The 24,693-nt window shown below is 60.7% G+C and carries 19 protein-coding genes and 1 tRNA gene; 8 read left to right on the forward strand and 12 right to left on the reverse strand.

The window, feature by feature from the left end; translation table 11 throughout:
* Nucleotides 1–8: 8 nt before the first annotated feature.
* The gene (locus tag QP828_RS03095) at nt 9–1,361 is read right to left on the reverse strand and encodes an MFS transporter (protein WP_274732738.1); all 1,353 of its coding nucleotides are present in this window, start codon (nt 1,359–1,361) and stop codon (nt 9–11) included.
* Between the two features lie 218 nt (nt 1,362–1,579).
* Between QP828_RS03095 and QP828_RS03100 the strand changes: the two genes are divergently transcribed.
* Nucleotides 1,580–3,235, forward strand: a complete 1,656-nt coding sequence (locus QP828_RS03100; protein ID WP_274732737.1) for a SulP family inorganic anion transporter — start codon at nt 1,580–1,582, stop codon at nt 3,233–3,235.
* A gap of 22 nt (nt 3,236–3,257) precedes the next feature.
* Here the strand turns inward: QP828_RS03100 and QP828_RS03105 are convergent, their stop codons facing one another.
* A complete protein-coding gene (locus QP828_RS03105; protein WP_274732736.1) occupies nt 3,258–4,415 on the reverse strand; it encodes an MFS transporter in 1,158 nt (385 codons plus the stop codon).
* 254 nt (nt 4,416–4,669) lie between these two features.
* Here QP828_RS03105 and QP828_RS03110 point away from each other — a divergent pair, with 254 nt between their 5' ends.
* Entirely contained in the window at nt 4,670–5,368 is a 699-nt protein-coding gene (locus QP828_RS03110) for a TetR/AcrR family transcriptional regulator (protein WP_284891250.1), read from the forward strand.
* Here QP828_RS03110 and QP828_RS03115 read toward each other — a convergent pair.
* Nucleotides 5,365–6,441, reverse strand: a complete 1,077-nt coding sequence (locus QP828_RS03115; RefSeq protein ID WP_274732732.1) for an LPXTG cell wall anchor domain-containing protein — start codon at nt 6,439–6,441, stop codon at nt 5,365–5,367. The genes QP828_RS03110 and QP828_RS03115 overlap by 4 nt on opposite strands.
* A 111-nt stretch (nt 6,442–6,552) precedes the next feature.
* Nucleotides 6,553–7,719: an IS1249 family transposase gene (locus QP828_RS03120; RefSeq protein ID WP_274734625.1), complete on the reverse strand. Its 1,167-nt coding sequence runs from the start codon at nt 7,717–7,719 to the stop codon at nt 6,553–6,555.
* Between the two features lie 458 nt (nt 7,720–8,177).
* Here QP828_RS03120 and QP828_RS03125 point away from each other — a divergent pair, with 458 nt between their 5' ends.
* The 4 genes from QP828_RS03125 to QP828_RS03140 all read left to right on the forward strand — a co-directional run bounded on the left by QP828_RS03125 (nt 8,178) and on the right by QP828_RS03140 (nt 13,042).
* Complete coding sequence (locus QP828_RS03125) at nt 8,178–10,928, forward strand: DNA methyltransferase (RefSeq protein ID WP_274736481.1); 2,751 nt, start codon at nt 8,178–8,180, stop codon at nt 10,926–10,928.
* A gap of 71 nt (nt 10,929–10,999) precedes the next feature.
* Nucleotides 11,000–11,875: an acyl-CoA thioesterase gene (locus tag QP828_RS03130; RefSeq protein ID WP_274732670.1), complete on the forward strand. Its 876-nt coding sequence runs from the start codon at nt 11,000–11,002 to the stop codon at nt 11,873–11,875.
* A 317-nt stretch (nt 11,876–12,192) separates the two neighbouring features.
* Nucleotides 12,193–12,423, forward strand: a complete 231-nt coding sequence (locus QP828_RS03135) for a hypothetical protein (RefSeq protein ID WP_274732668.1) — start codon at nt 12,193–12,195, stop codon at nt 12,421–12,423.
* Nucleotides 12,404–13,042, forward strand: coding sequence for a hypothetical protein (locus QP828_RS03140; protein ID WP_274778572.1), 639 nt, complete (start codon nt 12,404–12,406; stop codon nt 13,040–13,042). The genes QP828_RS03135 and QP828_RS03140 overlap by 20 nt, the downstream gene beginning before the upstream one ends.
* A 224-nt stretch (nt 13,043–13,266) precedes the next feature.
* Here the strand turns inward: QP828_RS03140 and ettA are convergent, their stop codons facing one another.
* The 4 genes from ettA to QP828_RS03160 form a co-directional block, all read right to left on the reverse strand.
* On the reverse strand, nt 13,267–14,946 hold the full coding sequence (gene ettA / locus QP828_RS03145; protein ID WP_126135664.1) for an energy-dependent translational throttle protein EttA: 1,680 nt from the start codon (nt 14,944–14,946) through the stop codon (nt 13,267–13,269).
* Nucleotides 14,947–15,079: 133 nt separating this feature from the next.
* A complete protein-coding gene (locus tag QP828_RS03150; RefSeq protein ID WP_274733507.1) occupies nt 15,080–15,649 on the reverse strand; it encodes a single-stranded DNA-binding protein in 570 nt (189 codons plus the stop codon).
* A gap of 464 nt (nt 15,650–16,113) precedes the next feature.
* Nucleotides 16,114–17,529, reverse strand: a complete 1,416-nt coding sequence (locus tag QP828_RS03155) for a GTP-binding protein (RefSeq protein WP_274733505.1) — start codon at nt 17,527–17,529, stop codon at nt 16,114–16,116.
* Between the two features lie 20 nt (nt 17,530–17,549).
* Nucleotides 17,550–19,094, reverse strand: a complete 1,545-nt coding sequence (locus tag QP828_RS03160; RefSeq protein WP_274733504.1) for a GTPase domain-containing protein — start codon at nt 19,092–19,094, stop codon at nt 17,550–17,552.
* A gap of 171 nt (nt 19,095–19,265) precedes the next feature.
* Between QP828_RS03160 and QP828_RS03165 the strand changes: the two genes are divergently transcribed.
* Nucleotides 19,266–19,338 (forward strand) — tRNA-Arg (locus QP828_RS03165).
* Between the two features lie 119 nt (nt 19,339–19,457).
* On the forward strand, nt 19,458–20,087 hold the full coding sequence (gene orn, locus QP828_RS03170) for an oligoribonuclease (protein ID WP_126135659.1): 630 nt from the start codon (nt 19,458–19,460) through the stop codon (nt 20,085–20,087).
* Here the strand turns inward: orn and QP828_RS03175 are convergent, their stop codons facing one another.
* The 4 genes from QP828_RS03175 to QP828_RS03190 all read right to left on the reverse strand — a co-directional run bounded on the left by QP828_RS03175 (nt 20,088) and on the right by QP828_RS03190 (nt 24,689).
* A complete protein-coding gene (locus QP828_RS03175; protein WP_274733503.1) occupies nt 20,088–21,356 on the reverse strand; it encodes a ferrochelatase in 1,269 nt (422 codons plus the stop codon).
* 22 nt (nt 21,357–21,378) lie between these two features.
* Nucleotides 21,379–22,107 carry a hydrogen peroxide-dependent heme synthase gene (gene hemQ / locus QP828_RS03180; protein ID WP_274733502.1) on the reverse strand — a complete coding sequence of 243 codons (729 nt, stop codon included), beginning with the start codon at nt 22,105–22,107 and terminating at the stop codon, nt 21,379–21,381.
* Between the two features lie 248 nt (nt 22,108–22,355).
* Nucleotides 22,356–23,537 (reverse strand): hydroxymethylglutaryl-CoA synthase, encoded by a 1,182-nt coding sequence (locus QP828_RS03185; RefSeq protein ID WP_274733501.1) that lies wholly within the window; start codon nt 23,535–23,537, stop codon nt 22,356–22,358.
* The gene (locus QP828_RS03190) at nt 23,538–24,689 is read right to left on the reverse strand and encodes a hydroxymethylglutaryl-coenzyme A reductase family protein (RefSeq protein WP_274733500.1); all 1,152 of its coding nucleotides are present in this window, start codon (nt 24,687–24,689) and stop codon (nt 23,538–23,540) included. It abuts the gene before it with no gap.
* Between the last annotated feature and the right edge of the window lie 4 nt (nt 24,690–24,693).

Consider the following 24,693-nt stretch of genomic DNA (forward strand, 5'->3'; position numbering starts at 1 on the left):
GCCCCGCCTCACGCTGTTCGCGCGGGGTAGGTGCGGCGGAGGTAGCCGAATGCGAAGACGATAGCCACCGCGATGAGCAGCCATGTTAGTGCGTAGGGCAGCGCGAATACCCCCTGATGCGCTGTGAAGGCTGTGGCGACGATAGAGGTGGTGAGCGGTATGAACATGGTGGAGGCGAGGGATTCTACGATCACCGCCGAGCTTGCCATGGTCTCGATGGTGATGCCGTCGGGGACGTCGGGGTCATCGAAGAAAATATTGAGGGTGTCCAGGTACGCAATTCCCATTCCGATCCCGGCAATGGTCCATACGGTGCAGAACACCGCGGTGGGTGATGCGAGGTGCCACCCGGAGAAAATCCAGGCCGCGAAGAAGAGTGCCGCGAGCGCGATGCAACCGAGTCCGCTTATCACGCGGAGTCGATATCCGCGCCGGGTGGTGGCCGGTTTGATGCCGCAGAACACGCCCACGATGGCCCATCCGAGGCCGCCACCCATGATGATGACGCCCAGCGCATCCGGGCCGGCCCGGTAAAGGTCATGCGCCGTGAGAGAGACGAGTTCATTTCCGGCAAAATACCCTCCGGTGAGGAAGAGCATGCCGGCAAGGGCGGCGCGGCGGGGTGTTGCGCGCGTGAAGGTGCCCTGCGGCATGAGGAGCACGGCCACGTAGCCGAGCACCGCTACCCCCGTCACCATGAGCACGATCTTGAGCGCACCCGCCGCGGGGAGCACCGTTATTCCCACCCCCACGATGATGAGGAGGAGCGCTGTAACGGAGAAGGGCGATTTTTTACGTTCCCCTTCGGTTGTGAGATTGAGGGCGATAACGAAGCGGGCTACCAGCAGGAGCGGGAGGTAGAGCAGCATGGCCCAGCGCCAGGACAGCAGGTGTGTCACCCACGCCGCGTAAGCGGGGCCCAGCACGGAAGACACCACCCAACTGGCGGAGGAAAAAGCTAGGGTGAGCCGCCGGGCGCGCCCGGAGAGTCCGAGCGCCACCGCCCCGATGGAGGTCATCGCCAGGGTGGAGCCCGCCAGGCCCCGGATCACCGCCCCGCCAAGGTAGACCGAGATATGCGGTGCCGCCGCACTGGTGCAGGCTCCCACCACCAGGAATACCGTGGCTCCCATGAGGAGGCGCGGTAGCCGAATCCGATTCATGAGCGCCGCCCCGATGGGTAGTCCCGCCATGGAGGACATTGCGGATACCCCCATGATGACGCCGTAGAGGTGTTGCGCGTGCAGGTCCTTCGCCAGGATCGGCAAAATCAGCTGATTGAGGTAGGTCTGCATTCCCCCGATAAGTTCGAGGACGATCACGGCAATGGCAATAACAAGCCCGGCGCTTCGCTTTTTCATGGCCTTACTTTAACGGCGTGAAGAACAAAAAGATACGGGAAGCCGCATCACAATACCGTCTCAAAATATGGACAACTGTGCTATGGTGGCTTCGTTCGACCACACGCATCTTGACGCCCACCCGTGCACCCTCGCACTATTTGAGCGCCAAAATCTCCACATATGCGCGATACGGCCTGTTCAGATGCTGAGATTATGAAAGGTTTCTGAAGGTTTCCGTGCCCGCTATTGTTACGCACCTGCGTTCCCTCCTGCCCTGCGCCGCTGACCTGCGCGCCACGAAAAAATACTGGCGTCAAGATATCGCTGCCGGCATCACGGTGGGGATCGTGGCCCTCCCCCTCGCCTTGGCTTTCGCTATTTCCAGTGGACTCAGCGCGGAGGCCGGCCTCATTACCGCGATTGTGGCGGGGATTATCGCCGCGGTTTTCGGTGGTTCCAACTATCAGATTTCTGGACCCACCGGCGCCATGGCGGTGATCCTTGCCCCCATCGTTGCCGCGCACGGCGCACGGGTGGTGCCGCTCCTATGCCTCATGGCGGGACTCATGATTCTGCTGGCCGGGGTGCTGGGTTTGGGCCGCGCCGTCTCCCTCATCCCCTGGCCGGTGATCGAGGGTTTCACGGTGGGGATTGCCGCTATCCTTTTCTTCCAACAGGTGCCCAATATTATCGGCGTGGAGGCGCGGGCAGGCTTGAGCACCCTACCAGCGGCTTTCGAAGCACTCACCCGAATAACTCCGACAACGGCGCTCACCACGGGGCTGCTCTGCCTGACCGCCGTCATCATTATCGCGGCATGCGCGAAGATCTCGAAGAAGCTGCCCGGTTCCCTTATCGCGGTCGTGATAGTGAGCGTGGGCGCCTGGGGCGCCGGCCTCACGGTGCCGTCCATCGGCACCATCCCCGCTGCTCTCCCCGCCCCAGTCGTCCCCGAAATATCCGTGGGCCTGCTCAGCGCGCTGGCGCCGGGCGCGCTGGCGGTGGCGGCACTGGCGGGTATCGAGTCGCTGATCTCCGCGCGGATCGCGGCGGGGATGGTGCGCGGCGGCAGTTATTCGCCGGACCGGGAACTGGTGGGCCAGGGCCTAGCGTCGGTGGGCTGCGGACTTTTCGGTGGGATGCCGGCGACGGGCGCCATTGTCCGCACCGCTGTGAACGTGCGCTCGGGTGGGCGTTCGCGCCTGGCCGCGATTATTCATTCGGCGGTGCTTCTCGGGGTGGTGTACGTGGCTTCCGCGACTGTTGCGGTTATTCCACTTTCGGTTCTTGCGGGTGTGCTGGCGGTTACCTGCTACCGCATGATTAATCCCGCCACGGTGCGTCAGGTGCTGCGTTCCAACCGCGCGGACGCCGCGGTTTTCGTTATGACGGCGATTATTACGGTGGGCCTGGATATTATTTGGGCGATCACCGTGGGAATTATTATTTCCGGCATTTTGGTGTTGCGGCGCATGGCCAACCGTTCAGGTATTTTCCGTGAAGATCTCCCCTCGGATCCGAAAATCGCTATTTTGCGCATTGACGGCACCATGTTCTTCGGTGTGGGTGACCGTATCGAGCGTGAAATTCCGCGCCTGGCGGGAGTGGATGTGGTGATTTTGCGGCTTTCCCGAGTGGGGATCGTGGACGCAACCGGGGTGCGCGCTCTGGCGCAGGTGGTAGATCGCTTGGTAGATGCCGGAAATACCGTGCTGGTCAAGGGTTTGCCCACGCAGGTGCAGGAGATGGCCCAGCGCATGGAGCTGGGCCAACTCAGCATCGACGATTATCTTTTCGCGGATATGGACAACGCCCTGGCGCAGGCTCGCCAGATCGTGGCCGCGAACGGCGGCGCTGACCCAAGCGGCCGTTTCCGCGCGGTTGCGGAATAGGTACGACGACGCCGCCTACCCCCTACTGCCTAAACGAAGGGTGCACCGTACTCATAAGAATGCCCAGTGCCAGCAGCACCACGCAGACCACAATCGGGAGCCACGGTGCGATGCCGTAGAGCGCCGTGGAGCCAACGGGGGCCAGCACGTAGGCCATCCCGTTATTGGCGTTGATGAGCCCGGCCATGCCGCCCTGTTCATGCGGTTCCATCTTCAGGGTGGGCGCGGTGTTATAGCCCGGCATCGCCAAGCCGGAACCAAAGCCCGCCAGAACGCAGGCCACTACGAAGACCCACAGGTGCGTCGGGTAGAGCAGCAGCGCCACTGCCACGAAGAAAATGATCAGGCCGCGGCGGAAGAGCTGCACCGCGCTCCAGCCGAGCCGCGGCGCCACCCCGGCCTGGGCAATAATCATGACCACTCCCATAATGGACATGCACAAGGCCGTGAACCCTGCGGTGGCCGCAGCCTCCAGTCCCAAGGCATCTTGAAGCAGGAAGCCGAATACGGTGGTCAGGGTGGAAAATACCGTGAACATGAGGAAACCGCAGGCCAGGAAGGCAAATGCCCGCGGGTCAAAATAGCTAACTTTGGCGGGTTTCTCCACTCGCTTTTCACCTCGGGTGGGTGTGAAGGTGAGGAGCAGCACCGCAATTCCCGCCAGAATCATGAGTGGCATAACCACGAGTGGCAGCATGAATCCGCCGAGGGCCGCCAGGCTCCCGCCCACCAGCGCGCCAAGAATGGTGGCGAAGCCTTGTGCGGCACCGAGCATACCCACGCCTTTGACTCGCTGCGCCTCACTGTGGGTATGGGTGATGATGTAGGTCTGCGCGGCTGGTGTAATGGCGGCGATGGATCCGCCGTAGAGGAGCCCCCGGGTAAACACCACCCCGATCACCAAGGCACTTCCAGCAAGCGCACCTTGAAGCCCGAACCAGGCCACTACCACGAAGGCTGCCAGTGCCGTGGCAGCGCCGAGCATGCCCGTCACCAAGATGGGGCGGGTGCCCCGCCGTAGGGATACTCTCCCCCAGGTGGTTGAACTGAGCGAGAGCACGATGGCAGCCAGGGAGATCGTCGCCCCAATATGCCATTCCTGCAAACCGATTTCCCGCGAGAGCGGAGCAATAATCGGGTTGAGAATCATCTGCCCCATATAGGCCAGCAATACAGCCAAAAATAGCGGGAATAGACCCGGTATCTGGTTCTTTTTCGATGCAGATTGAGATGTTGATCCGCGCCCCGTTTCCGGCTTTAGCTCAGATTCTGATCGCGATTCCGATACCGGTTCCGATCCTGATTCCCATGCCGAGTGCGGGTGAGCATTAGCTTCGGTCATAGCAGTTCCCTTTCAGACGTTATGAGTGAACTGCACACACACTAGAACACTGTTCTAGTAGTGTCAATGCCGTGTGGCGATATGCTGGATATATGCACGCTACATCCGTGAATACCGGCAGGCGCGTCGGCCTGAACCAGGATAAAATTCGCCGGGTCGCTCAGTCCCTGACCCGCGAACGCGGCATAGAAAATTGGTCAATTCGCGATTTAGCACTTGAGCTCAAGGTCTCGCCCTCGGTGATCTACCATTACTTCGCGAATCGGGATGCCATTATTGATGCCGTTATCGCGCAGCTCATTGGCTCCATCGCTCTACCCGAAAAAAGCCTGGAGTGGAAAGAGTGGTTTATGGCGCTGGCTACTAACGCCCGGCCCGTGCTGCTGGAGCATCCTGGGGTGACCGAGCGGATGATGCATGGTAATTTCAGTGCGGAGATGCTGCCGCTACTTGAGGCTTCTTTCGAAAAATTGCACGAGGCCGGTTTCCATCACCACGCCCCGCAGGCCTACACGATGATTATCAATACGATTTTGTGGGCGATTACGGCGAGGAATTTGCGCAGCCCTACCCGCCGGGAGCCGCGCCACGACCTGGGCCGCATGGTGGCGCAGGCCCAGCCCCTGGCCGCAGGCTCGGCCGCGCTCACCGATATGCTTGATAACTACCTGCTGCCCCTCACTGATCCTCAGAACGAGAACCAGATGAGCCAGGAGTACTTCACCATCATGGTGAGAGCACTCCTGGTCGGCCTGGAAGAAACGCTACTCCCCCGCGAAAGCAGCAACTAGCGCCAGCGACGCCGAGCTCCTAGTACTCCGCCCATACCGAGGAGCACAAGAAGGGCCGCGAGGAAGGCGGTTTGGGAACCATGAGCGGCCCCGGTTGCAGGCAGTTCCCGCGCCGGCATTCCACTCGCGTGCGGCGTTGGGGTGACCGTGAGCGTAGGAGTCGCGCTCGGCGTCGGAGAAGGCTCTGACGTAGGTCTACCACTTGACTCCGGCGTCGGCGAGGTACGAGGAGTTTCTGTCACGGAAAGCGTCGGAGAAGGCTCGGGATCCTCCGGTTCGCCCTCCTCTTCTTCCTCTCCGGGGCTCGGTTCTGGCTTCGGATCATCATTGTGCGGTTGAGGCGGGCACAGATCGCTCTCAACGAGCGTGAGATTGCTGACGACGTCACTACCGCTCGGTCCTGTTGCGATGACACTGACCGTTTGCCCCGCTTTCGCATCGGGAACGGGAATAGTCATATTCGCATCCCCCGAGGTCACCGGCTTCTCCAACAGCGGCTTGCCCGCTAACGTCACTTGATACTCCGGCATGCGGCTCGTGAGGTGCGGAGCAACCTGTGCGATGAGTTCCCAGGAACCCGATCTCGTTTCCCTACCAAGGACCTCAACACTTACCAGAGAATCGTCCAGCTGCGATGCGCGAGTAATATCCAGCTCACTCGAGCAATCAAAACGCTGAGTTGAACCAAGCGTAACCTTCGGATTACCTTCCTCATCCTTAAAAGTGAAATGTTCTATTGTCGGATTTGCCGGCACCCATCTACAGTTATAACTGTTATTGACACGCACCTTCAAAAACGGAGCTGCGAAATGCGGACGCTTCAATTCTCCCGTAATCTTTACCTTGACTAACAAAGAAAAGTGAAACTTTAACTCCGTTTCCGTCACCGATATCTGCGGCGTGCCCGCCACGCATTGCGAGCTAATAGAAATCTTCGAGGACTTCTCGACGTAGCCGCTACCTTGCTCCGTCTCGATGTCTGCGCCGACCGCGTGCGCGGCCCCGATCCCAAAACCACACAATCCACCAGCTACAACGAGCGTGGTGGCTATTCGTTGCAAAATCTTCTTCATGGCGATTTGTCGGGGAAACTAGCCCAGAATCACCCCCCCCCCCCGCAAGGAAGGCAACCCAAAGGATTACAGGGTTAATAGACAAAAATAGTTGCTAATGACGGCGTGTCGTTAGCTCCCGATCCGGCCTTTACGGATGTTTAGACCGTCTTCCCACGGGCGCTCCATGTTGATATGGGTATCGATCTCGGCGGGCTTATCGCTGGGCACGCTGACGGGTTTCTTCCGTGTCTGGACCTTGTTAGAAGCGAAATCAGACATCGGTTGAGTGTTGATCGACCTTGAATAAAGCCAATAATCAAGCGCGGTCAGCAGGTGGGGCTGGGACCAGCCCCGATGGATGTGTAAGAACTCTTTCAACGGCGCGTTCACCCCTCCCTCAAGCCGGTTCGTCGTCGACTCAAGAACGGTTGACACGTCCAGACTCGGATCAAGGAACGTGAAGAGCACGCCTTGTTTGACGTAGCGGTCAAGAGAGCCCACGATCCGGCGGGTAGTAGTGTGGGTGTACCACCATTTCTTGTTTTTCCGCGCGAAAGAAGGAATATTCTCAAGGCGGGTTTCCTCTCGGTAAGTCTTCTCCGCCAGCCATGTGTCGTAGAGACCGTGGAAAGCGTGCAGCGAGTTTTGCCAGGCAATAGCCCCCTCGCGGGTAGTTATTTTGGTTAAGTCGAGAGCAAGCTTATATAAGGCCTTATGAGCGTGGGTTTGCGGGCGGGTGGTGGTGACTTGGCGGATATTACGTTGCACGTGTACCAGGCAGCGTTGGATGCGTGTGGTGGGCCATTCCTGCTTGATCGCTGCCAGCGCTCCGGCTGCCCCGTCGGTGGTGGCAACGATAGGGGCAGGCAGACGGCGTAGGAGGGCGAGGTAGGCGGATTTGGATTCACGGTCGCATAGTTGGTAGGCGATCACGCCTTCTCGCGTGTAAGCGATCAATACGCACCAGTTGTAGGCGATATAGGTCCCGTCGATGAAGACCTGGTCGTAGACCTGCCCGGTAGGTGTCCAGATAGGGCGGGTTTGCCAGCACCAGGCATGCTTGCGGTCCCAGGTTCGGGTGTTGGGCGTGCTCTGGCGTCGGGGTGTGGTTGTGGTGATGTAGGTGAGGAATTCAGCGAATTCTTGGGCGTGTTTTTGCCGGTCATCGGTCGCGGTGAAACTGTAGCGGCATTCCTTGCAATACCAACGCTGACGGCCGTTTGGGTGGTGGCCGTTTTTCTTCATGGGGGTATCGCATACAGGGCAACGGCGGGCGCGTGTGGAAAGGGTTTTCACTACATGGGGATATCCCGGTGTTTGTCAAGCATGCAAGGTTATTGAGGTCGAAAAGCTCAATAACCCGGACTTTCTGTTGGTATAGCAAGGGAAAGTCCGGGTATTAGCAACCATTTCTGTCTATTTACCCGGATTACATCCTTTTTCTACACTATTGAGAAAGCAATTCTCAATATGTTTCTAAATATCTACACATGTGAACTTATCGACAACGTGCGGCAAATACCAGAAAAATCCAGGTAAACGCCCTAACACTTGCCCCGCCTATGTTTGCCATCTGCGTCACTCGCCCAGCCAGTACCACCAACCACTGAAAACTGAACAAGCCGGCCATAAAAGATGAACCAGTCCGATTGAGAGTCCGGGCCAGGTCGCGATCCCAGGGCCACCCCCTAAAATAGACCCATACCGCCCCGGCCGCTCTCTTGCGCCCGAGCCCGCCGTGAAAGGAGCCGCGCGTGGCATTGACCCTATCCACCATCGAGGAAAGCGTGCGCGCACTGGCCGGCCAGCCCAGCTACACTCGCGATTTCTTCTTTGATCTGCTACGCGCCTACGGCATCTCAAAATCTTCTATCGCCCGCCTGCGCTCCACCACCGCCAGCTCCATCAACGTCGCGGCAAATCCGGAACGCGAGGTCGTGTGGAAAAACAAGCTCTATATCAGCGAAACCACTGGTGACCTCGCCGCCGTGGCCCTTGAACTCAAAACCAGCGAGACCGCGATCCGCTACAACACCCGTTTCGTCATCGCCACCGATTACACCGACCTCGCCGCGTTCGACACGAAAACGGGCGATTCCCTCATTACCCCGCTCGCGCAGATCGACAAAAACGTCACGTTCTTCCTGCCGTGGGCAAATATGGAACGCCTCGACTTCACCTCGGATACCAAGGCGGACCGCCGCGCCGCCGAACACATGAGCAAGCTCTACGACGACCTGCTCGAGGCCAGCCCGGATATGCTCACCGACACCGCCTCCCGCCACGGCCTCAATATTTTCTTCACCCGTCTCCTCTTCTGTTTCTTCGCGGAGGACACCGGCATTTTCGCGCGCGGCCAGTTCACCAGCGCGATCGGCTCCTACACTCAGCGCGACGGCTCGGATACCGCGGAATTCTTGCGCACCCTCTTCCGCGCACTGGACACCCCCAGTCCCGCCGATAAACCCGTTTATTTGCAAGATTTCCCGTACGTCAACGGTCGCCTTTTCCGCATTAATAACGACGACGACGCCTCGCTGGCTGTCCCCCACTTCACCATGGCGGCCCGGGATTCCCTCTTGCGGCTCGGCACCTTGGATTGGTCGGAAATCAACCCGGATATTTTCGGTTCCATGTTCCAGGGGGTGGTCGATAAGCAGCAGCGCGCTAACCTGGGCCAGCACTACACCTCGGTGCCCAATATCTTCAAAACTATCCGCCCGCTCTTCCTGGATGAACTGGACAAAGAATTCGACGCCGCAGCCAACTCGGTCAAGAAACTACGGGCTTTGCTGGCTCGTATCCAAAGCATTAAGGTATTCGATCCCGGGTGCGGCAGCGGTAATTTCCTCGTCATTGCTTATAAGGCACTGCGCCAGCTCGAGCACCGCATCCTCGAACAGATCGACGCGATCTCCACCCGCGGCTCTTTCGGCGCAATCGGCAGTAAAACCGACGAAGAGGTCGGCCAAGGCTCCCTTGGCCTCACTTCTTCGGTCATCAATATCGAGAACTTCTACGGCATTGAGATCGACGACGTTTCTGCCGAGATGGCTGTTTTGGCACTCTGGCTGGCCAAACACCAAATGAATGAGGAATTCGCTGAGAAATTCGGCGTGGATATCCCCCTCATTCCCCTCAAGGAAACCGGGCATATTGTGCACGGCAACGCCACCCGCCTGGATTGGAACGAGGTGTGCCCCAATAACGGCACCGACGAAATTTATTTAATCGGAAACCCACCCTATGTAGGAAGTACCTACCAGACGAAGGATCAGAAGGATGACTTCGCCTATGTTTTCGATAGCGCGAAGTACCCGAAGAAACTCGATTACGTTGCCCTATGGTTCATTAAGGGCGCGAACTATATCCGGGGCACGAATGCCCAGCTCGCTTTCGTGACCACGAATTCCATTACCCAGGGCGAACAGGTCGCCCTCCTCCACCCTCATGTGTTCACTAATGGAATCGAGATCGGCTACGCCTACACCTCCTTCAAGTGGAGTAATAATGCCTCCCATAATGCCGGAGTCACCGTCGCCGTGATCAGCCTGCGCAATGAATCCTCGGAGCCGAAATATCTGTTCACCGGTCCGGTGAAAACCCCTGTCGAGAATATCAACGCCTACCTCATCTCTGGTAGCGATACCTACGTGACCGCACGTACCAAGGCTCTCTCCACTGCGCTTCCAAAGATGAGCTACGGCTCCAAACCCACCGACGGCGGCAACCTCATCCTTTCCGATCAGGAAGCGGAAAATTTACTCACTAGCCATCCCGAACTATCTGAAGTGATTAAGCAATTCGTGGGCGCCGATGATTACATCAATGGGAAAGACCGCTATTGCCTGTGGCTCACGGAGGAAAACCGGCACGAAGCAGCCAAGATTCCAGAAGTGAAGCGGCGCTTGGATCGTGTTTCCGCCATGCGTTCGGCCAGCACGAAGAAGCAGACGCAGGAATTCGGCGCTGTCCCATGGCGCTTCGTAGAGATCCGTTATAAGCCCACGGATTCGATTATCGTGCCTAGTGTCTCCTCCGAACGGCGTGACTATGTTCCTATCGGGTACCTGGGTCCGGACACCGTGATTTCAAACCTAGCGTTTGCGATTTACGACGCCGATCCCTGGCTGTTCAGCCTCCTCACATCAAGAATGCACATGGCTTGGCTACGTGCTGTCGGTGGCTATATGGGGACTTCACTCCGTTACTCGAATACCCTGGTCTATAACACCTTCCCCGTGCCAGAGTTATCGGCGTCGTCGCAAGAAGAACTCACAAAACGCGCGCTACGCGTACTCGATGTACGCGAATATCACTGCGAAAAAACACTCGCGGAACTCTACGACCCCGACCATATGCCACGCAATCTACGCGAAGCACACGAAAAAATTGACGAGGCAGTCGATAGACTTTATCGCAACAAGCCCTTTGCCTCTGACGAGGAGCGGCTGGCCGTGCTATTTGAGAAATATCAGCAGCTAGTCGCGGCGGAGGGAAAGTAAGCGTGGCGCGCGCCGCCGGGAGTGAGGAAGATATGCACCACATTGATATACCGGAAACACACACTGAGCCCTTGGCGTCGATTCTCAATAATTTGCGGCTGGAACGCTGCGGGACGGGCCGGTATCGCGGTCAGAACCTCGTGCAGATCACCGGGAAAGTGTACGGCGGGCAGGTGCTCGGGCAGGCCACCATGGCGGCGGCTGACGATGTGCAGCGCTCGCTCGGCATCGGTGAGGATGAGCGGCTGGCGCATTCCATTACCGCGGCTTTCCAGCGGGCCGGGCACCTGGATGAGCCCATCGAGTTCCAGGTGGAGGAGATCAATGATCTGCGGTCTTTCTCTACCCGGAATGTTACGGCGTATCAGGGTGACCGTTTGATTTTCACGGCGCGGGTCTCCTTCCAGCTGCGCCAGCCCGGGCCTACCTTGGCTTCTCCAATGCCGGATGTTCCCGGGCCGGAGGGGCTGGCCTCCTCGGTGGATTTCTTCGGGGCGATGGATAACGTGTACGCGAAAGTGATGTCTTCCACGAACGGGATTGATATGCGGCGGGTGGAAGGCGATATTTACCTGCGGCCCGATCCTTCCGGTTCCCCGCGCCAGCACCTGTGGCTACGTGCGCGCTCACCCATGCCAGCGGGGACCTCGCGTACTCTCCAGCGGGCGATGCTCGGGTATTCCGCGGATCAGTTCATGTTGGAGCCGGCGCTGCGGGCCCTCGGGCTGGCCTGGCTCTCCCGCGGAATTTCAGTGGCCACCCTCGATCACGCGATTTGGTGGCATCGCAATTTTGACATGTCGGAGTGGATTTTGGCGGAGATGAAATGCGTTTCCGCGCAGAACGGGCGCGCCCTCGTGAACGCGAAGTTCTTCCAGGACGGGCGCCATATTGCCTCTATGAGCCAAGAAGGCATGGTCCGCGTGCCGCTGCCGGCCCTCAACTAAGGAAAGTAGTACACCTGATTCCAGGGTGCCGGTAGTAATCTCGCGCCTTGAGGATGGGGAAACAGGAGGAGTTAGGTACCGGCTAGGCGCGATATTTCGCCATATCCGTATATCCGTATATCCGTAGCGAAAGCACTACGAGTTCCCCTCTTCCCTAGCTGTAAGCAACGGGGGTAGAAGTTATCCACAAAATCGGCTCGCGTTGCACTTTTCCACACGGCGGTAAATAGCTCTTTTTTGTGGCTCTGTGCCATGCAAGAATGGCGGAAAAGGAGAAGTAACTACTTCGCCACTAGGCGATCAGAGGAGTGAGACATATGGATATCGCCGAGGATAGGTTGTGCATTCCGGAGCTTACGTTTAACTCGCTTGAAGATGTTCTCAAGCGCAAGGAAGAGATCTTGCAGGAGGTCAGAATGACCCGCGAAGAATTCGACCTACGCGCTGATAACTACCAGCTCGGGCCACAAGAGTCTGACGCTTATTTCGAGATGATAGGCCTGGATCGCTTCGAGGAGTTGTACCGTGGTGAACGAACGTTTGAATGATTATACCGATAAGTTTGCGGCACACTTACAGCTTGTTGGGGAGCTGATGGACCCCGGATTTTCGCTGCGGAGACAAACGGCTCCAAAGGAAGATCTTCCCACAATAAGATTGCTTGGCGATATTCGCGTCGCTCCTCTGCTCATTGTCCGTTTCGATTACGAAGTTTTCCTTAATCCGGAAACCGGCTCTCTCACGGTCAATGAATCAACATTCTCGGTCATCCGAGGAGCAAAAAACAGTGAGCCTTTGGTGCGCTGGGATTATATTCGCTCACCACGCTCAAATATCCCCTGCGCACATGTCCAGGTACATTCCCACCGCGACGAATGGACGCACGCTTTACTCCTGGGTGGTAATCATTCTCGCCGCTCACGCCGGCGCATCAAGAATGAAGCCCGCACTCCGCGTATTGCTGATGTTCATTTCCCCGTAGGCGGGCGCAGATTCCGGCCCTGCCTGGAAGAAATCATCCTTTTCGTTATTGACGAATTCGGAGCAGCGTGCACGCCGCAAGCACGCAAAGCACTCCAGCATGGTATCCGGGAATGGGAGGAGAACCAGCTGCGAGCCGCGGTACGCAATAACCCCACCATCGCACTCCAAGCCCTCGAAGCATAACCACCCGCACTTAAATCGGTACCCGCCCTATAACAGCGAATGAGGTAGCTGTTCGGCTATCACAATAACCGAACAGCTACCTCATATCCGTATACTTATCGCTGCTAACTGGCGGCACTAATCCGCGCTCCCGCCTGCATCCGGCAGGCTCCGACGCACTAGCGTGGCTCGGAACTCGCCTGCGTCGCACGCTATCTGCGAGCGGGCGGAATAGCAGCTAGCCTTTAGCGCGTCAGCTTACGATGAGCACCGGCACCAGGATTGAGTGCGGCTTCGCCCAGGCGTTCCACCTTGTTCTTCTCATAGCCTTCGAAGTTACCTTCGAACCAGTACCACTTCGAGGGATCCTCATCGGTGCCTTCGTAGGCGAGGATGTGAGTGGCTACGCGGTCGAGGAACCAGCGGTCGTGGGTGATAACCACGGCACAACCCGGGAATTGCAAAAGCGCATTTTCCAGAGAAGACAGCGTTTCCACATCCAAGTCGTTCGTCGGTTCGTCAAGGAGAAGCAGGTTGCCGCCCTGCTTGAGGGTGAGAGCCAGGTTGAGGCGGTTGCGTTCCCCGCCGGAAAGCACCCCGGCTTTCTTCTGCTGATCCGGCCCCTTGAAACCAAAAGCGGAAACGTAGGCACGCGATGGCATTTCCACTTGGCCGACCTGGATGTAATCCAGCCCGTCAGAAACAACTTCCCACAGGCTCTTTTCCGGGTCGATACCGGCACGGTTCTGATCCACGTAGGAGATCTTCACCGTTTCCCCGATCTTCAGCTCTCCACCGTCGAGGGGCTCCAGACCAACGATGGTCTTGAAGAGGGTGGTTTTACCCACGCCGTTCGGACCGATAATACCGACGATGCCGTTACGCGGCAGCGAGAAAGAAAGTCCGTCGATGAGCACGCGGTCCCCGAAGCCCTTCTTGAGGTTCTTCGCTTCGATAACCACATTGCCCAGCCGCGGCCCCGGCGGAATCTGGATTTCTTCGAAGTCAAGCTTGCGGGTCCGTTCGGCTTCCGCCGCCATTTCCTCATAGCGTTCCAGACGTGCCTTCGACTTGGCCTGGCGGCCCTTAGCCGAAGAACGCACCCACTCGAGTTCATCCTTGAGGCGCTTGGCGAGCTTGGCATCCTTCTTGCCCTGGATTTCCAAACGATCTTTCTTCGTTTCCAGGTAGGTGGAGTAGTTACCTTCATAGGGGTAAAGGCGGCCGCGGTCCACTTCCGCGATCCACTGCGCCATATTGTCCAGGAAGTAACGGTCGTGCGTGATGGCAATAACCGCGCCCGCGTAGGACTTCAGGTGCTTTTCGAGCCACAGCACGGATTCGGCATCTAGGTGGTTCGTCGGTTCGTCAAGGAGAAGCAGGTCTGGGGCTTCCAGCAGCAGCCGGCACAGGGCCACACGGCGACGTTCCCCACCGGAAAGTACGGATACCGGTGTATCCCCGGGCGGGCAGCGCAGCGCGGCCATGGCCTGCTCCAGCTGAGAGTCCAGATCCCAGGCGTTAGCGGCATCGATTTCCGTTTGCAGCTTGCCCATTTCTTCCATGAGGGCATCGAAGTCAGCATCCGGATTCGCCATTTCTTCACCGATGGCGTTAAAACGGGAGATCTTGTCAAGAATGTCCTTGCGGCCTAGCTGGACGTTCTCCAGGACAGTCTTATCTTCTTCGAGGGGAGGTTCCTGGAGGAGGATACCCACCGTGTAGCCCGGGGAGAGGCGCGCTTCCCCGTTGGAGGGCTCATCCAGCCCTGCCATGATTTTCAAGATTGTTGATTTACCGGCACCGTTCGGACCGACCATGCCGATCTTGGCTCCGGGGAAAAACGCCATGGTGACGTCGTCAAGGATGGTCTTATCCCCCACACGCTTGGAAGCGTGGATCATCTGGTAAATGTATTCAGCCACTTATCCCGTCCTGATTCGCGATTCAGTGCCGCGCACCGCGCTAGGTGTTGCGCGAGCGGCCCAGACCAGTGTACCGAGCCGCCCGCGAAAAGTCCCCCCGATGTGACTGGAACCGGGGTGGAATTGGAATTTCTCAGGCCGAAGAGCGCTGCGCGGCCAGCGCTTCAAAAACGTTCACGCCGATGGCTTCCTCCGGGGCTTCATCCCCTGGCATCGATTCGGAGGGATCACCATTTTCGGTGAGCCAGCGGCTGTCCCCCGGGGTGCTTTCTCCCGCCGCTGTATCCGCGGAATTCACCGCGCCAGCCGATCCGCCATTTGTTTCCGCACCCGGATCCGGGCGAACCTTAACGAAACTAGCCCGCCCGGTGGTGAGCTCTACTCCCACGGCATCGGCAAAGATGGTGAGCCCACGCATGGTGGAACCGTCCTTACCTGTCCATTCGCGCATGTCAAGCCGCCCGCGCACCAGTAGCGGGGTGCCGGTAGTCACCGATGTTTGGATATTGCGCCCGAGGGTGCCGCGCGCCCGCACCGTGTACCAAATAGTATTGCCGTCCTCAAAGCGGTTAGTTTCACGCGAGAAATAGCGCGGTGTCACCCCGAGATTGACAGTAGTGACATCCCCACTGGTGGCATTCTCATAAACTTTCGGGTTGCCGCCGGCATATCCGCGCACCGCGACGATGGTGTCATTAACCATGATGCTGTCCTTTCCCACCGCCACGGGCGGGCGGTGGACACCATCATGACCCGCTGATACACGGGCGGGGAGACCCCTTCACCTGGCTGTGGATAACCACGGCGTTTCGGCAAGATGTGGATAGTGGAGCTACTCGTCTTGCGTAACGCTATCGACTTTCAACCGAATCCCTGAATCCAGGAGCAATCCCAGGTACAGACAGTCAGCGCAGTAATAGCTCGTAGACCGACATCGAGATGAGAAGAGAGCCTAGCAGCGCTTGCGTCCGCTAGACCCTCTCTCAGACATGATGGGAGACCTTGTTCCCACCTTCTGCGCTATTTATTTTACCCCAGCGCTCATATAGAACCCGACGCCGCGAATTATCGGCGGATTATCGATTGTTTTGCCCATATAGATAGTTCTTTTCCGGGGAGTCCACAACACTCGACACATCACGGGCTTAGCTAAACCCGCCGCAGTCGCTACTCCCCGCGCACCACCTGGCGCACCCGTGCGTACTGCTCCAGTACCTCCCGCGCCGGGGCAGCGCAGTGCTTCTCTACCACTGCGATAAGCTGCTCGTTCACCGCGCGTTGGTAGCGGCGTGCCCGGGTGGCCGCGCTGCGGCGTCGTGCCCACCATCCCAGGGCGAAACCGCACAGCACCGCGAGCACCGCTCCGATACCCGCAGCCCACCACGGCACCGCCGCCGCGATACCGGCAGCAACGCATGCCGCCGCAAGCGCCACCCCGGCCAGCACGCCACCCAGCAGCGCCCCGCGCCCGGCGGGCCGCACCGGCACGGCGCGCAACGCCCCACCAATGGCGCGGCGCAAGGAAGCTGCGTCACTCACCTGTTCGTCCAGGCGGCGCGCCCACAGCCGCGGCAAACCGCTACTCGCGTGCGCGAGCCAGGCTTCGCGGTGCGCATCAACCACCGCGGCGGCGGGTTGTTCGGGCGGCGCCACGGCCCGCGAATGCCACCCCACCCCGGCAATAGCCTCGGCCACGGCGGGCACCCCGGAAGCCACCGAGAGCCCGCGCGCGATCTCCTCGGCCTTCTCCGCCTCCAGACGCACCGGCGGCTCCTCCAGCCCCTCCCCCAGGCGCGCCCCGATCTCATCAAGATACGCACCGGTGGTTTCCAACGCGGCATTCGTCAGCCCGGCCGCCTTTTCCAGGGCGTCGCGCAGCGGCTCCAGCCCGCGCCGGTGCAGCGCGGACACCGGGAAAATCGGAACAGAATCAGCGATGCCGTCCGCGCGCAGCAGCTTGCGGATATCCGCGGTAATGGCCTCCGTGCCACCCGCGGGGAGGGTATCGATCTGGTTGAGCACCACGATCATGCGGTCAGCACGTTCGCGCATCGCCGCGATATACGAATCGTGGATGAGGTGATCGGCGTATTTTTGCGGGTCGAGCACCCACACCAACACGTCCACGAGCGGCAAAATGCGATTGACAAGCGCGGAATTACCCAGGCTCACCGAATCGTGGTCGGGCAGGTCAAGGAACACCAGGGAATCAAGCTCGCGCTTCGAGCTGCTCAGCAGCGAATTATGGGAAATGGTGCGGTCCTTTTTCACGCCGAGGGCTTCGAGCACGGGGCGGGCCGCCGGGGACCACACGCACGCGGTGATATCCATGGTGGTGGGCCGCACGTCCCCCGCGTCCGCGAAATTGAGCTCGGTAAGCGCATTGAACAGCGTGGATTTCCCCGAACCGGTACCCCCCGCGAGCGCCGCCACCGTTAGGCCGAGCCCGGCCTCCAGGCGCCCGGAAATTTCCTCCAGTTCCCGCTCGGCACGCTGAAGCACATACGGATCGAACAGATCTTTTCCTGTTGCGACGACGCCGCGCAGCTGCTCCAACCGCTCGGTCACGGTGCCTGTGTCCATGAGCTTCTTTCCTTCCTCCACTAGAACCTGTCTTTAAATTCGACGGCGCGCAGCCGGAGCGTGCGCCCCGAACCGAGCTCCACATCGCCAAGCTGGCTGCGGAACACCTCCGTGACCTCGGTGATTGCCCCGTCGAGGAGCCGCGCGAGTTCTTCGCGTGCCTCGCGCACGGCCGCGCCCCGGTAGAGCCCGTCGGCTAGGGCGCGCGCCCCGTTCACTCCCCCGGCCGCAGCCCCGAGCACCGCGGCCATCCCGGCGATGCCGAACCAGCGGGTAGGCGGTGCGGCGTGGGCGGCACTTTTCAGGTAGCTCATCCACGCGGAGAAAGCGCGGAAACGGATGGCATCCAGGTCGAGGGCGGCGCGAGCGCTCGCTGCGAGTTCGCGGGTGTCAATGACCCCGCCGGCCCAGGCGGTAAGGATAGCTTCGCTGGCATCGCTGAGCTGCTGGGTGAGGGTGACATCCGCGGCGGTGCGCACCGCTTCAAAAACAGTGGTCATGGCAGCGTCACGCGCCCCGCTACGCCTGCGGGCCCCCAGGCCGGGGGCGGCGGCCGGGTTAATGCCGGCCAGCGGCCCGCCGCTCGATGCGGCGGAAAGCCAGGCGGTGGTGGGAGCCCCGGCCCCGAAACGCCCGCTGAGCGCGGCTTTACGCAAGGCACCGCGCGGCGCGGCAGCGGATTTCTCCACCACGGTGCGCAGGTGCTCCACCGCTTCGGCCTGCATTTCCACCGCCGCAGCGATATGTTCTAGGCGCTCACCCATATGCGGGAACATAGCGGCATCCGCCCGGGTGATGAGCGCCCTACCGAAGCCGGTTTCCGACATGGATGCAAGCCACTGGCGCAGCTCGGCCACGCTGGCGGGGGGCAGTAGCCCGGCGGTGGGCCCGTTATCGGCCACAATGAGGAGCGGGGAGTCCCCCAGCCCTGAGCTTTCCATGCGGCGCGCCAAGTCCGCGCGCACCGTGGGGGCGGCGCTCGCGGGGACCCGGTTGAGCACCACCGCGGTGGTCACTCCGCGCCCGTGCGCATCGGTGAGCACCGACCAGGCGGTGGCATCCCCGTAGCGGGAGGCGGTGGTCACAAAGATCCACAGGTCCGCGCTATTGAGAAGCGTGCGGGCCAGGGCGCGGTTATCGGCATCCACGGAGTCCAGATCGGGAGCGTCCACGAGCACGAGTCCGGGAATCGCACCCGCGCTTTCCCGCACGTCCGCCAGAGTGGTGAGCACGTGGCCTTCCAGCAGCGGAGCATCATCCGGGTGCACGGCGATAACCGGGGTGCGGGTGGTGGGGCGCAGCACCGAGGCGGCGGAAAGTTCTTCCCCGAAAAGCGAGTTGAAGAGAGTGGATTTCCCGGCCCCCGAGGAGCCACCGAGTACCACCACCGCCGGGGTGGCCTCGCGTTCCATCCGTGGGAGCACCCGGTTTTTCAGCTGAGTGATGAGCTGGGTGCGCTCCGCTTCGATATCGCGCGAGCCGGGCAAGGCAAGGGGGAAACGCGCTTTATCGAGCGCGTCGATAGTGCGAGCGATAAGACGAGGAACATCACGATATTGAGCCACCCCTCTATTGTTCACTATTTTGACGCGGGCGCGTAGTTTTAACCCCGCCGCCGATTCGGGTACATTAAGAGCGCTACTTGCAGATTTGGTACGTTCTTGCATATTTGCACGTTCTTACCGATTTTGCAGATTTTGCGCATTTGTGCAACTCGTGCATAATCTGCATGTTATGCCCCTGTAGCTCAGTGGATAGAGCACCGGACTTCTAATCCGTCGGTCGAAGGTTCGAATCCTTTCGGGGGCGCTCTTGTTTCGAGCCACTGCGCGGCGGCTGTTTCGAGCCACTGCGCGGCGTCGTCGTACCTTCCTTTCCCCACGCGGACCGCAGCCACCCGCCCGCGTGCGTGTGCTTAGAATGGAGGGGTGAGTTACCACGATCTAAACGATCCGATTGTCTGGATCGATTGCGAAATGACAGGTTTGGATCCCCAGCGTGATGAGCTGGTGGAAATTTCCGTTGTCGTGACGGACGGCAACCTCCACCCGGTAGACGCAGGCATCGATATTATTATTAAGCCCTCCGCCGCGGCGGCCGCGCAGATGAACGATTTTGTGCGCGATATGCACACGTCCTCCGGCCTCATCGAGGAGTGGGAGAACGGGGTAAGCGTGGCGCAGGCGCAGGAGCAGGTGCTCGCCTACCTCAAGGAGCGGGTGCCGGAAGGCAAGGCGCCGCTAGGGGGTAATTCGGTGGGCACCGATAAGACCTTCCTCACCGCATACATGCCTGAGCTGGTCGATTACCTCCACTATCGCATTATTGACGTCTCCTCCATTAAGGAGCTGACGAAGCGCTGGTACCCCAAGGCGTATTTTGTGTCCCCGGAGAAGTTCGGGCACCACCGGGCCCTCGGTGATATTTACGATTCCATCGACGAGCTGCGCTATTACCGCGCGGTGCTCTTCCCGGAAAGCGTGGACACCGAGGTCGCCCAGCAGGCCGCACGCCAGGTAGAAGGCGAAACGAAGCGGCTGGCCGCAGCCGGCGAATAACTACGCCTCTACGCCCTCCCCGATGAAGCCGCCAATGGCGCGCAATTCGGGCAGGTGCGGATTCCGGCACGAGTGCGCCGGGCACAGATCGAACCACGGGCCCATCTCGGTGAGGTGGGCCCGCTGCGCGCGCGGACGCCCCTCCAGGCGCTCCTCCACCAGATCGGCCAGGCCGGCCACGAAAGCCGGATGCGTTTCCGGGGTGGAGACCCGCGCGAAAGCCAGGCCGCACTGCTGCGCGGTGGCCCGGGCTTCGTTGTCCAGATCCCACAGCACTTCCATGTGATCGGATACAAAACCGATAGGAACGACGACGACAGCCCGCCGCCCGCGCCCCGGCAAAGTTTCGATCACGTCATTAATATCGGGTTCCAGCCACGGAATATGAGGCGGGCCGGAGCGGGACTGGAAGACCATCTGCCAGCTCAGGCGGGCCCCCACCCGCTCCTCTACCGCGCTACGGATAGCATCGCGCACCGCTTCGTGCTGGCGCAGGTAGAGTCCGCCACCCAGTTCGGGCGGGCCGGATAGCTCATTGGCCCGGTTGGGGATGGAATGCGTGGTGAAGAGGACTTCGACCTCGTCCGCCGCGAAACCACGCTCGCGCATCTGGGTATAGGCAGCCGCGAGCCCCTCGATAAAGGGGGTCACGAAACCGGGGTGATCGAAGAATTCCCGGAGTTTATCCACCCGCATATCCTCGGGGATCTGCGCGTATTCGAGCGCGTCCGCGAAATCCTCCCGGTACTGCCGGCAGGAAGAATATCCCGAATACGCCGAGGTGGGAACGGCCAGGAGCGTGCGGTGGCCGTCCTCGTAGGCATCGCGCACCACTTCCCAAATATAGGGTTCCCAATTGCGGTTGCCCCAGTAGACGGGGATAGCGTGGCCGCGCCGGGCCAGCTCGCTTTCCAGGCGGGAGCGCAGCGCCGCGTTTTGCCCGTTGATGGGCGAGCTGCCCCCGTTGAGGCGGTAGTGCACCGCCACTTCTTCGAGGCGGTCATCGGGGATGCCGCGCCCGGCCGTGACATTGCGTAGGAAGGGCAGCACATCTTCCTGGCCGTTGGGCCCGCCGAAGGAGGCGAGCACGATGGCGTCATAGGCGGTCGGTTCACTCACCCAGTGTTCCCCGCGCGCGGCGGCGTGCTGCACGGCGGGGCTTCCCGCCAGAATATGCTCGCCCGGGGCGCGGGTGATGCGCGTGGCACGCGGAGCTTTCCGTTCGGCCACCAGGGCGGCGCTGGTCTGTTGGCTGGCTTGGTAGTCCATGAGTCTCCTGTGTCAGCGCTGTTTAGGCTTCGTACCGCAGAATCTTGGCTAGTTCGCTCGTTTCGCAACGGCGCCCGAAGAAGAAGGGAGTTTCGTGCTTCATCCACCGGCGCGCCTGGGTGTAACGCATGGCGCGCATGAGGTCCACGATCTGGGTGGGATCTTCGGCTTCAAAAGCGAGCATCCACTCGTAATTCGACATCCCGAAGCACGCGACGGTATTGGCGAGGATCCCCTCAAATTTCGAGGCGGCCATCCCGTGTTCACGCAGGTGCACGGCGCGTTCCTTGCCGTCCATGAGGTACCAATCCGCGTGGCGCACGAAGGGGTAGGTGCACAGCCAGGTCAGCGGCTTATCACCGACCAGGAAAGCCGGGGCGTGCATGCGGTTAAATTCCGCGGCCACGTGCACCCCGGGAACCTGCCAGGTCACGTCAAGATTCTCGAAAAGCGGGGTGGTACGCAGGTCACGCATGAAATCTTGGAGCGGGGCAAGCTCTTTTCCGTGCACCCACACCATGAGATCGGCATGCTCATGCAAATTGGATAGATCGTAGAAGCCACGCAGGGTGACCTCCGGGTGCGCGGCAATAACGTCATCGATGCGCGCCGTGGCACCGGAAAGATCCGCGGGGGCCGGGCTGCCGGCCGGGCGATGAACAACAGTGTAAATCGTGTATTCGGTATCAGGATGGTGGTCGCCGCCGGAGACGCTCCAGTTCGGTTCCACATCTGCGGGTCGTTGAGTCATGTTCCCCATCGTACTGTCTCCTAAGTCTTTCGTCACTTGACACGCGCAGAAAAACTGTATCAGATTTCGGAGACTGCCGATTTTCGCCCGGTCCGGCGCGGGTGGTACCCCTCCAGTATGGCCGAATTTCTATGCACGGGGCGATTATTTTGCAGGGCGCCGCACGCGCGGGTGTCGCCATCTTGGTACGACGACGCCGCCCCGCCGCCACGCCCCCGCCGCGCAGCGCTGTTCACCCGGCGCGGGGCTCAGGCTCGGCTACCGCTCCGCACCTCGTACTGGCGCACCCCGGAGCTGACCCCGGCGAAGCGGAAGGGGGCGGTGGTCTGCGGCGGCGTCGAAAAATCGGCGGCGTCGGTGCGCAGGGAGCCGTGCAGGACGCGGTAGGTGGGGAAATCGATGGTTTCGCGCGCGGCGAGCAGCGCGGCCACGCCCTCGGCATCGGCCCCGGTTTCCCGCAGCCGCTCGCGGTAGCCGGCCACCGGAATACCGGTGAAGAATTCCGCCACCGCTCCCGAGCCGTAGGAGAACAGCCCGATAGCAGTATCGGTGAGGTCGGCCGGGTCGGTGCCGAGCAGAGAAAGAATGCCAATGTAGAGGGCGGCCGTATAGGAGTTGCCGATCTGGCGCCCGTAAGCAAGGCCGCTTTCGATTACCTCATCCCCGCGCGAGTCACCCGTGTGAGCCATGAGGCGAGCGTGAGCCTTGCGAGCCATTTTCCCGAAGGGCTGGTGATGCACAAAACGAGCCAGTTGAGCTGCGGGAATGCCGCCCTGTTCCAGGTAGTCATCGTAGGCCCCGGTAAGGGCATCCATATAGGCGTCCATGGAAAGGTGGCCGTCCACCAGCGGGGTGCTGGAATCATTCGGGCGCCAAAAATCATTAATATCCGCGGTGTATACGCCGCTTACCGCGGGGATGCGCAGCAGGCGCGGCTCCGCGCTGACGAGGAAAGCCACGGCACCGGCTCCCTGGGTGGGCTCCCCGGATCCGCCCGCCGCGTAGCGGGCGATATCCGCGGCGATGACCAGCACCTTTTCCTTCGGGTGGCGCGCCACGATACCCAGGGCGCTTTGCAGCGCCGCGGTGCCCCCGTAACAGGCTTCTTTCATTTCCACGGTGCGCACATGGCGCGGCAGCTCAAGGAGAGCATGGAGGAAAACCCCGGCGGATTTCGATTGATCCACCCCGGATTCGGTAGCGAAAATGACGGTGCGGATTCCCGCGGTACCGGTGGCGGCCAGGAGGCGTGCCCCGGCCTGGGCCCCCAGGGTGACGGCGTCCTCATCGAGGGCCGGGATGCTCATATGTTCTTGGCCGAGCCCCACGTGGTACTTACCCACGGGCACATCCAGGGCCTCCGCCATATCCGCGAGCGGCAGGCAGTAATGCGAAGTAGCGCAAGCGAGTGCGTCAATGCCGATATTCACTTAGTCCTCCTTAGCGCGTGAGTGCTGCTCCGCTGCGCGGGCACCGGATTCACCCGCGGGAACACTGTTCACCGAAGCACTGTTCACCGGTGCGGGCGCTCCGCCGCGTTCAAATTTACGGTGCGCGTGCATAAGCTCACCCGGATTCGTTTGCGCGGCCAACAAGGACAGCTCCCCGCACAGCACGGTAGCCGCGATCATGGCCGCCAGGCGCCGGGAGTTTTCCCCGGCCGGCCGGCTCCGGTCCGCCAGGTCCATGCGCTCCATGACCGCTTCAATGCCGGGGAGGTCCTTACCGTTCCCCACGGTTCCCACAATGAGATTCGGGAGGGTGCAGGACACGTAAAGCCCGCCTTCGCGTTCTTCCACGTGGGTGAAGCCCTGGGAGCCCTCCACAATATTGGCGGCATCCTGCCCGGTGGCCAGGTAGACAGCCAGCAGCATATTGGCGTAGTGGGCATTGGCCGAGCGCACCGCCCCGGCGAGCGTGGAGCCCACCCAATTTTTGCGGTAATTCAGTTCGGCGATCCGGTGCGCATCACTGCGCAGGCGCCGGGCGATCACCTCGTCCGGAATGAAAATATCAGCGATGGTGCGCCGCCCGCGCCCCAGAATCCCGTTGACGGCGGAGGGCTTTTTATCGATGCAGTAATTCCCGGAAATGGATCCGTACTCCAGCTCCGGGCATACCGCTGCTATCGCGCTCATCAGCGCCTCGGCGGCCTGGGTGGCCATATTGTGGCCCGAGGCATCCCCGGTGGAGAATTCGAAACGCACAAAAAGCAAATTCCCCACCACTTCGGGGTGGATATCCAGCAGGCGCGCGAAGCGCGACTGCCCGGCCACCACCCGCTCCCACTCGGAGCGCCGCGCCGCGATGGCGGTGACCGCGCGGAGAGCCGCCGCGGCGTCGTCGGCAATAAAAAGCACCGAGCGGGACATGCGCTCATCGGCCACGCAGACGCGGATACCCCCCTCCACCATGCGCGAGACATCCGCGCCGCGGTTGCACGAAGGCCACAGCGGCGTTTCATACGTGGCGAGCGGGACTTCCACGGCGCCGCTCAGCACGGGGCCGGAGATGTGAATGGGGCCCACCCATTTGGTGGGGATGGGGGTCTGCGAGTCCGGGGTGATTCTCGAGTCAGTCACGCCG

Origin of the sequence: Actinotignum sanguinis, assembly GCF_030230305.1 — a bacterium.
Taxonomy (GTDB): Bacteria; Actinomycetota; Actinomycetes; order Actinomycetales; family Actinomycetaceae; genus Actinotignum; species Actinotignum sanguinis.

What these genes read in the sequence shown, in the direction of transcription:
- QP828_RS03110 (WP_284891250.1), top strand. Translation starts at nt 4,670, where the DNA reads ATGCACGCTACATCCGTGAATACCGGCAGGCGCGTCGGCCTGAACCAG.
- QP828_RS03150 (WP_274733507.1), bottom strand. Translation starts at nt 15,649, where the DNA reads ATGGTTAATGACACCATCGTCGCGGTGCGCGGATATGCCGGCGGCAAC.
- QP828_RS03095 (WP_274732738.1), bottom strand. Translation starts at nt 1,361, where the DNA reads ATGAAAAAGCGAAGCGCCGGGCTTGTTATTGCCATTGCCGTGATCGTC.
- hemQ (WP_274733502.1), bottom strand. Translation starts at nt 22,107, where the DNA reads ATGACTCAACGACCCGCAGATGTGGAACCGAACTGGAGCGTCTCCGGC.
- QP828_RS03155 (WP_274733505.1), bottom strand. Translation starts at nt 17,529, where the DNA reads ATGGACACAGGCACCGTGACCGAGCGGTTGGAGCAGCTGCGCGGCGTC.
- QP828_RS03135 (WP_274732668.1), top strand. Translation starts at nt 12,193, where the DNA reads ATGGATATCGCCGAGGATAGGTTGTGCATTCCGGAGCTTACGTTTAAC.
- QP828_RS03115 (WP_274732732.1), bottom strand. Translation starts at nt 6,441, where the DNA reads ATGAAGAAGATTTTGCAACGAATAGCCACCACGCTCGTTGTAGCTGGT.
- QP828_RS03175 (WP_274733503.1), bottom strand. Translation starts at nt 21,356, where the DNA reads ATGGACTACCAAGCCAGCCAACAGACCAGCGCCGCCCTGGTGGCCGAA.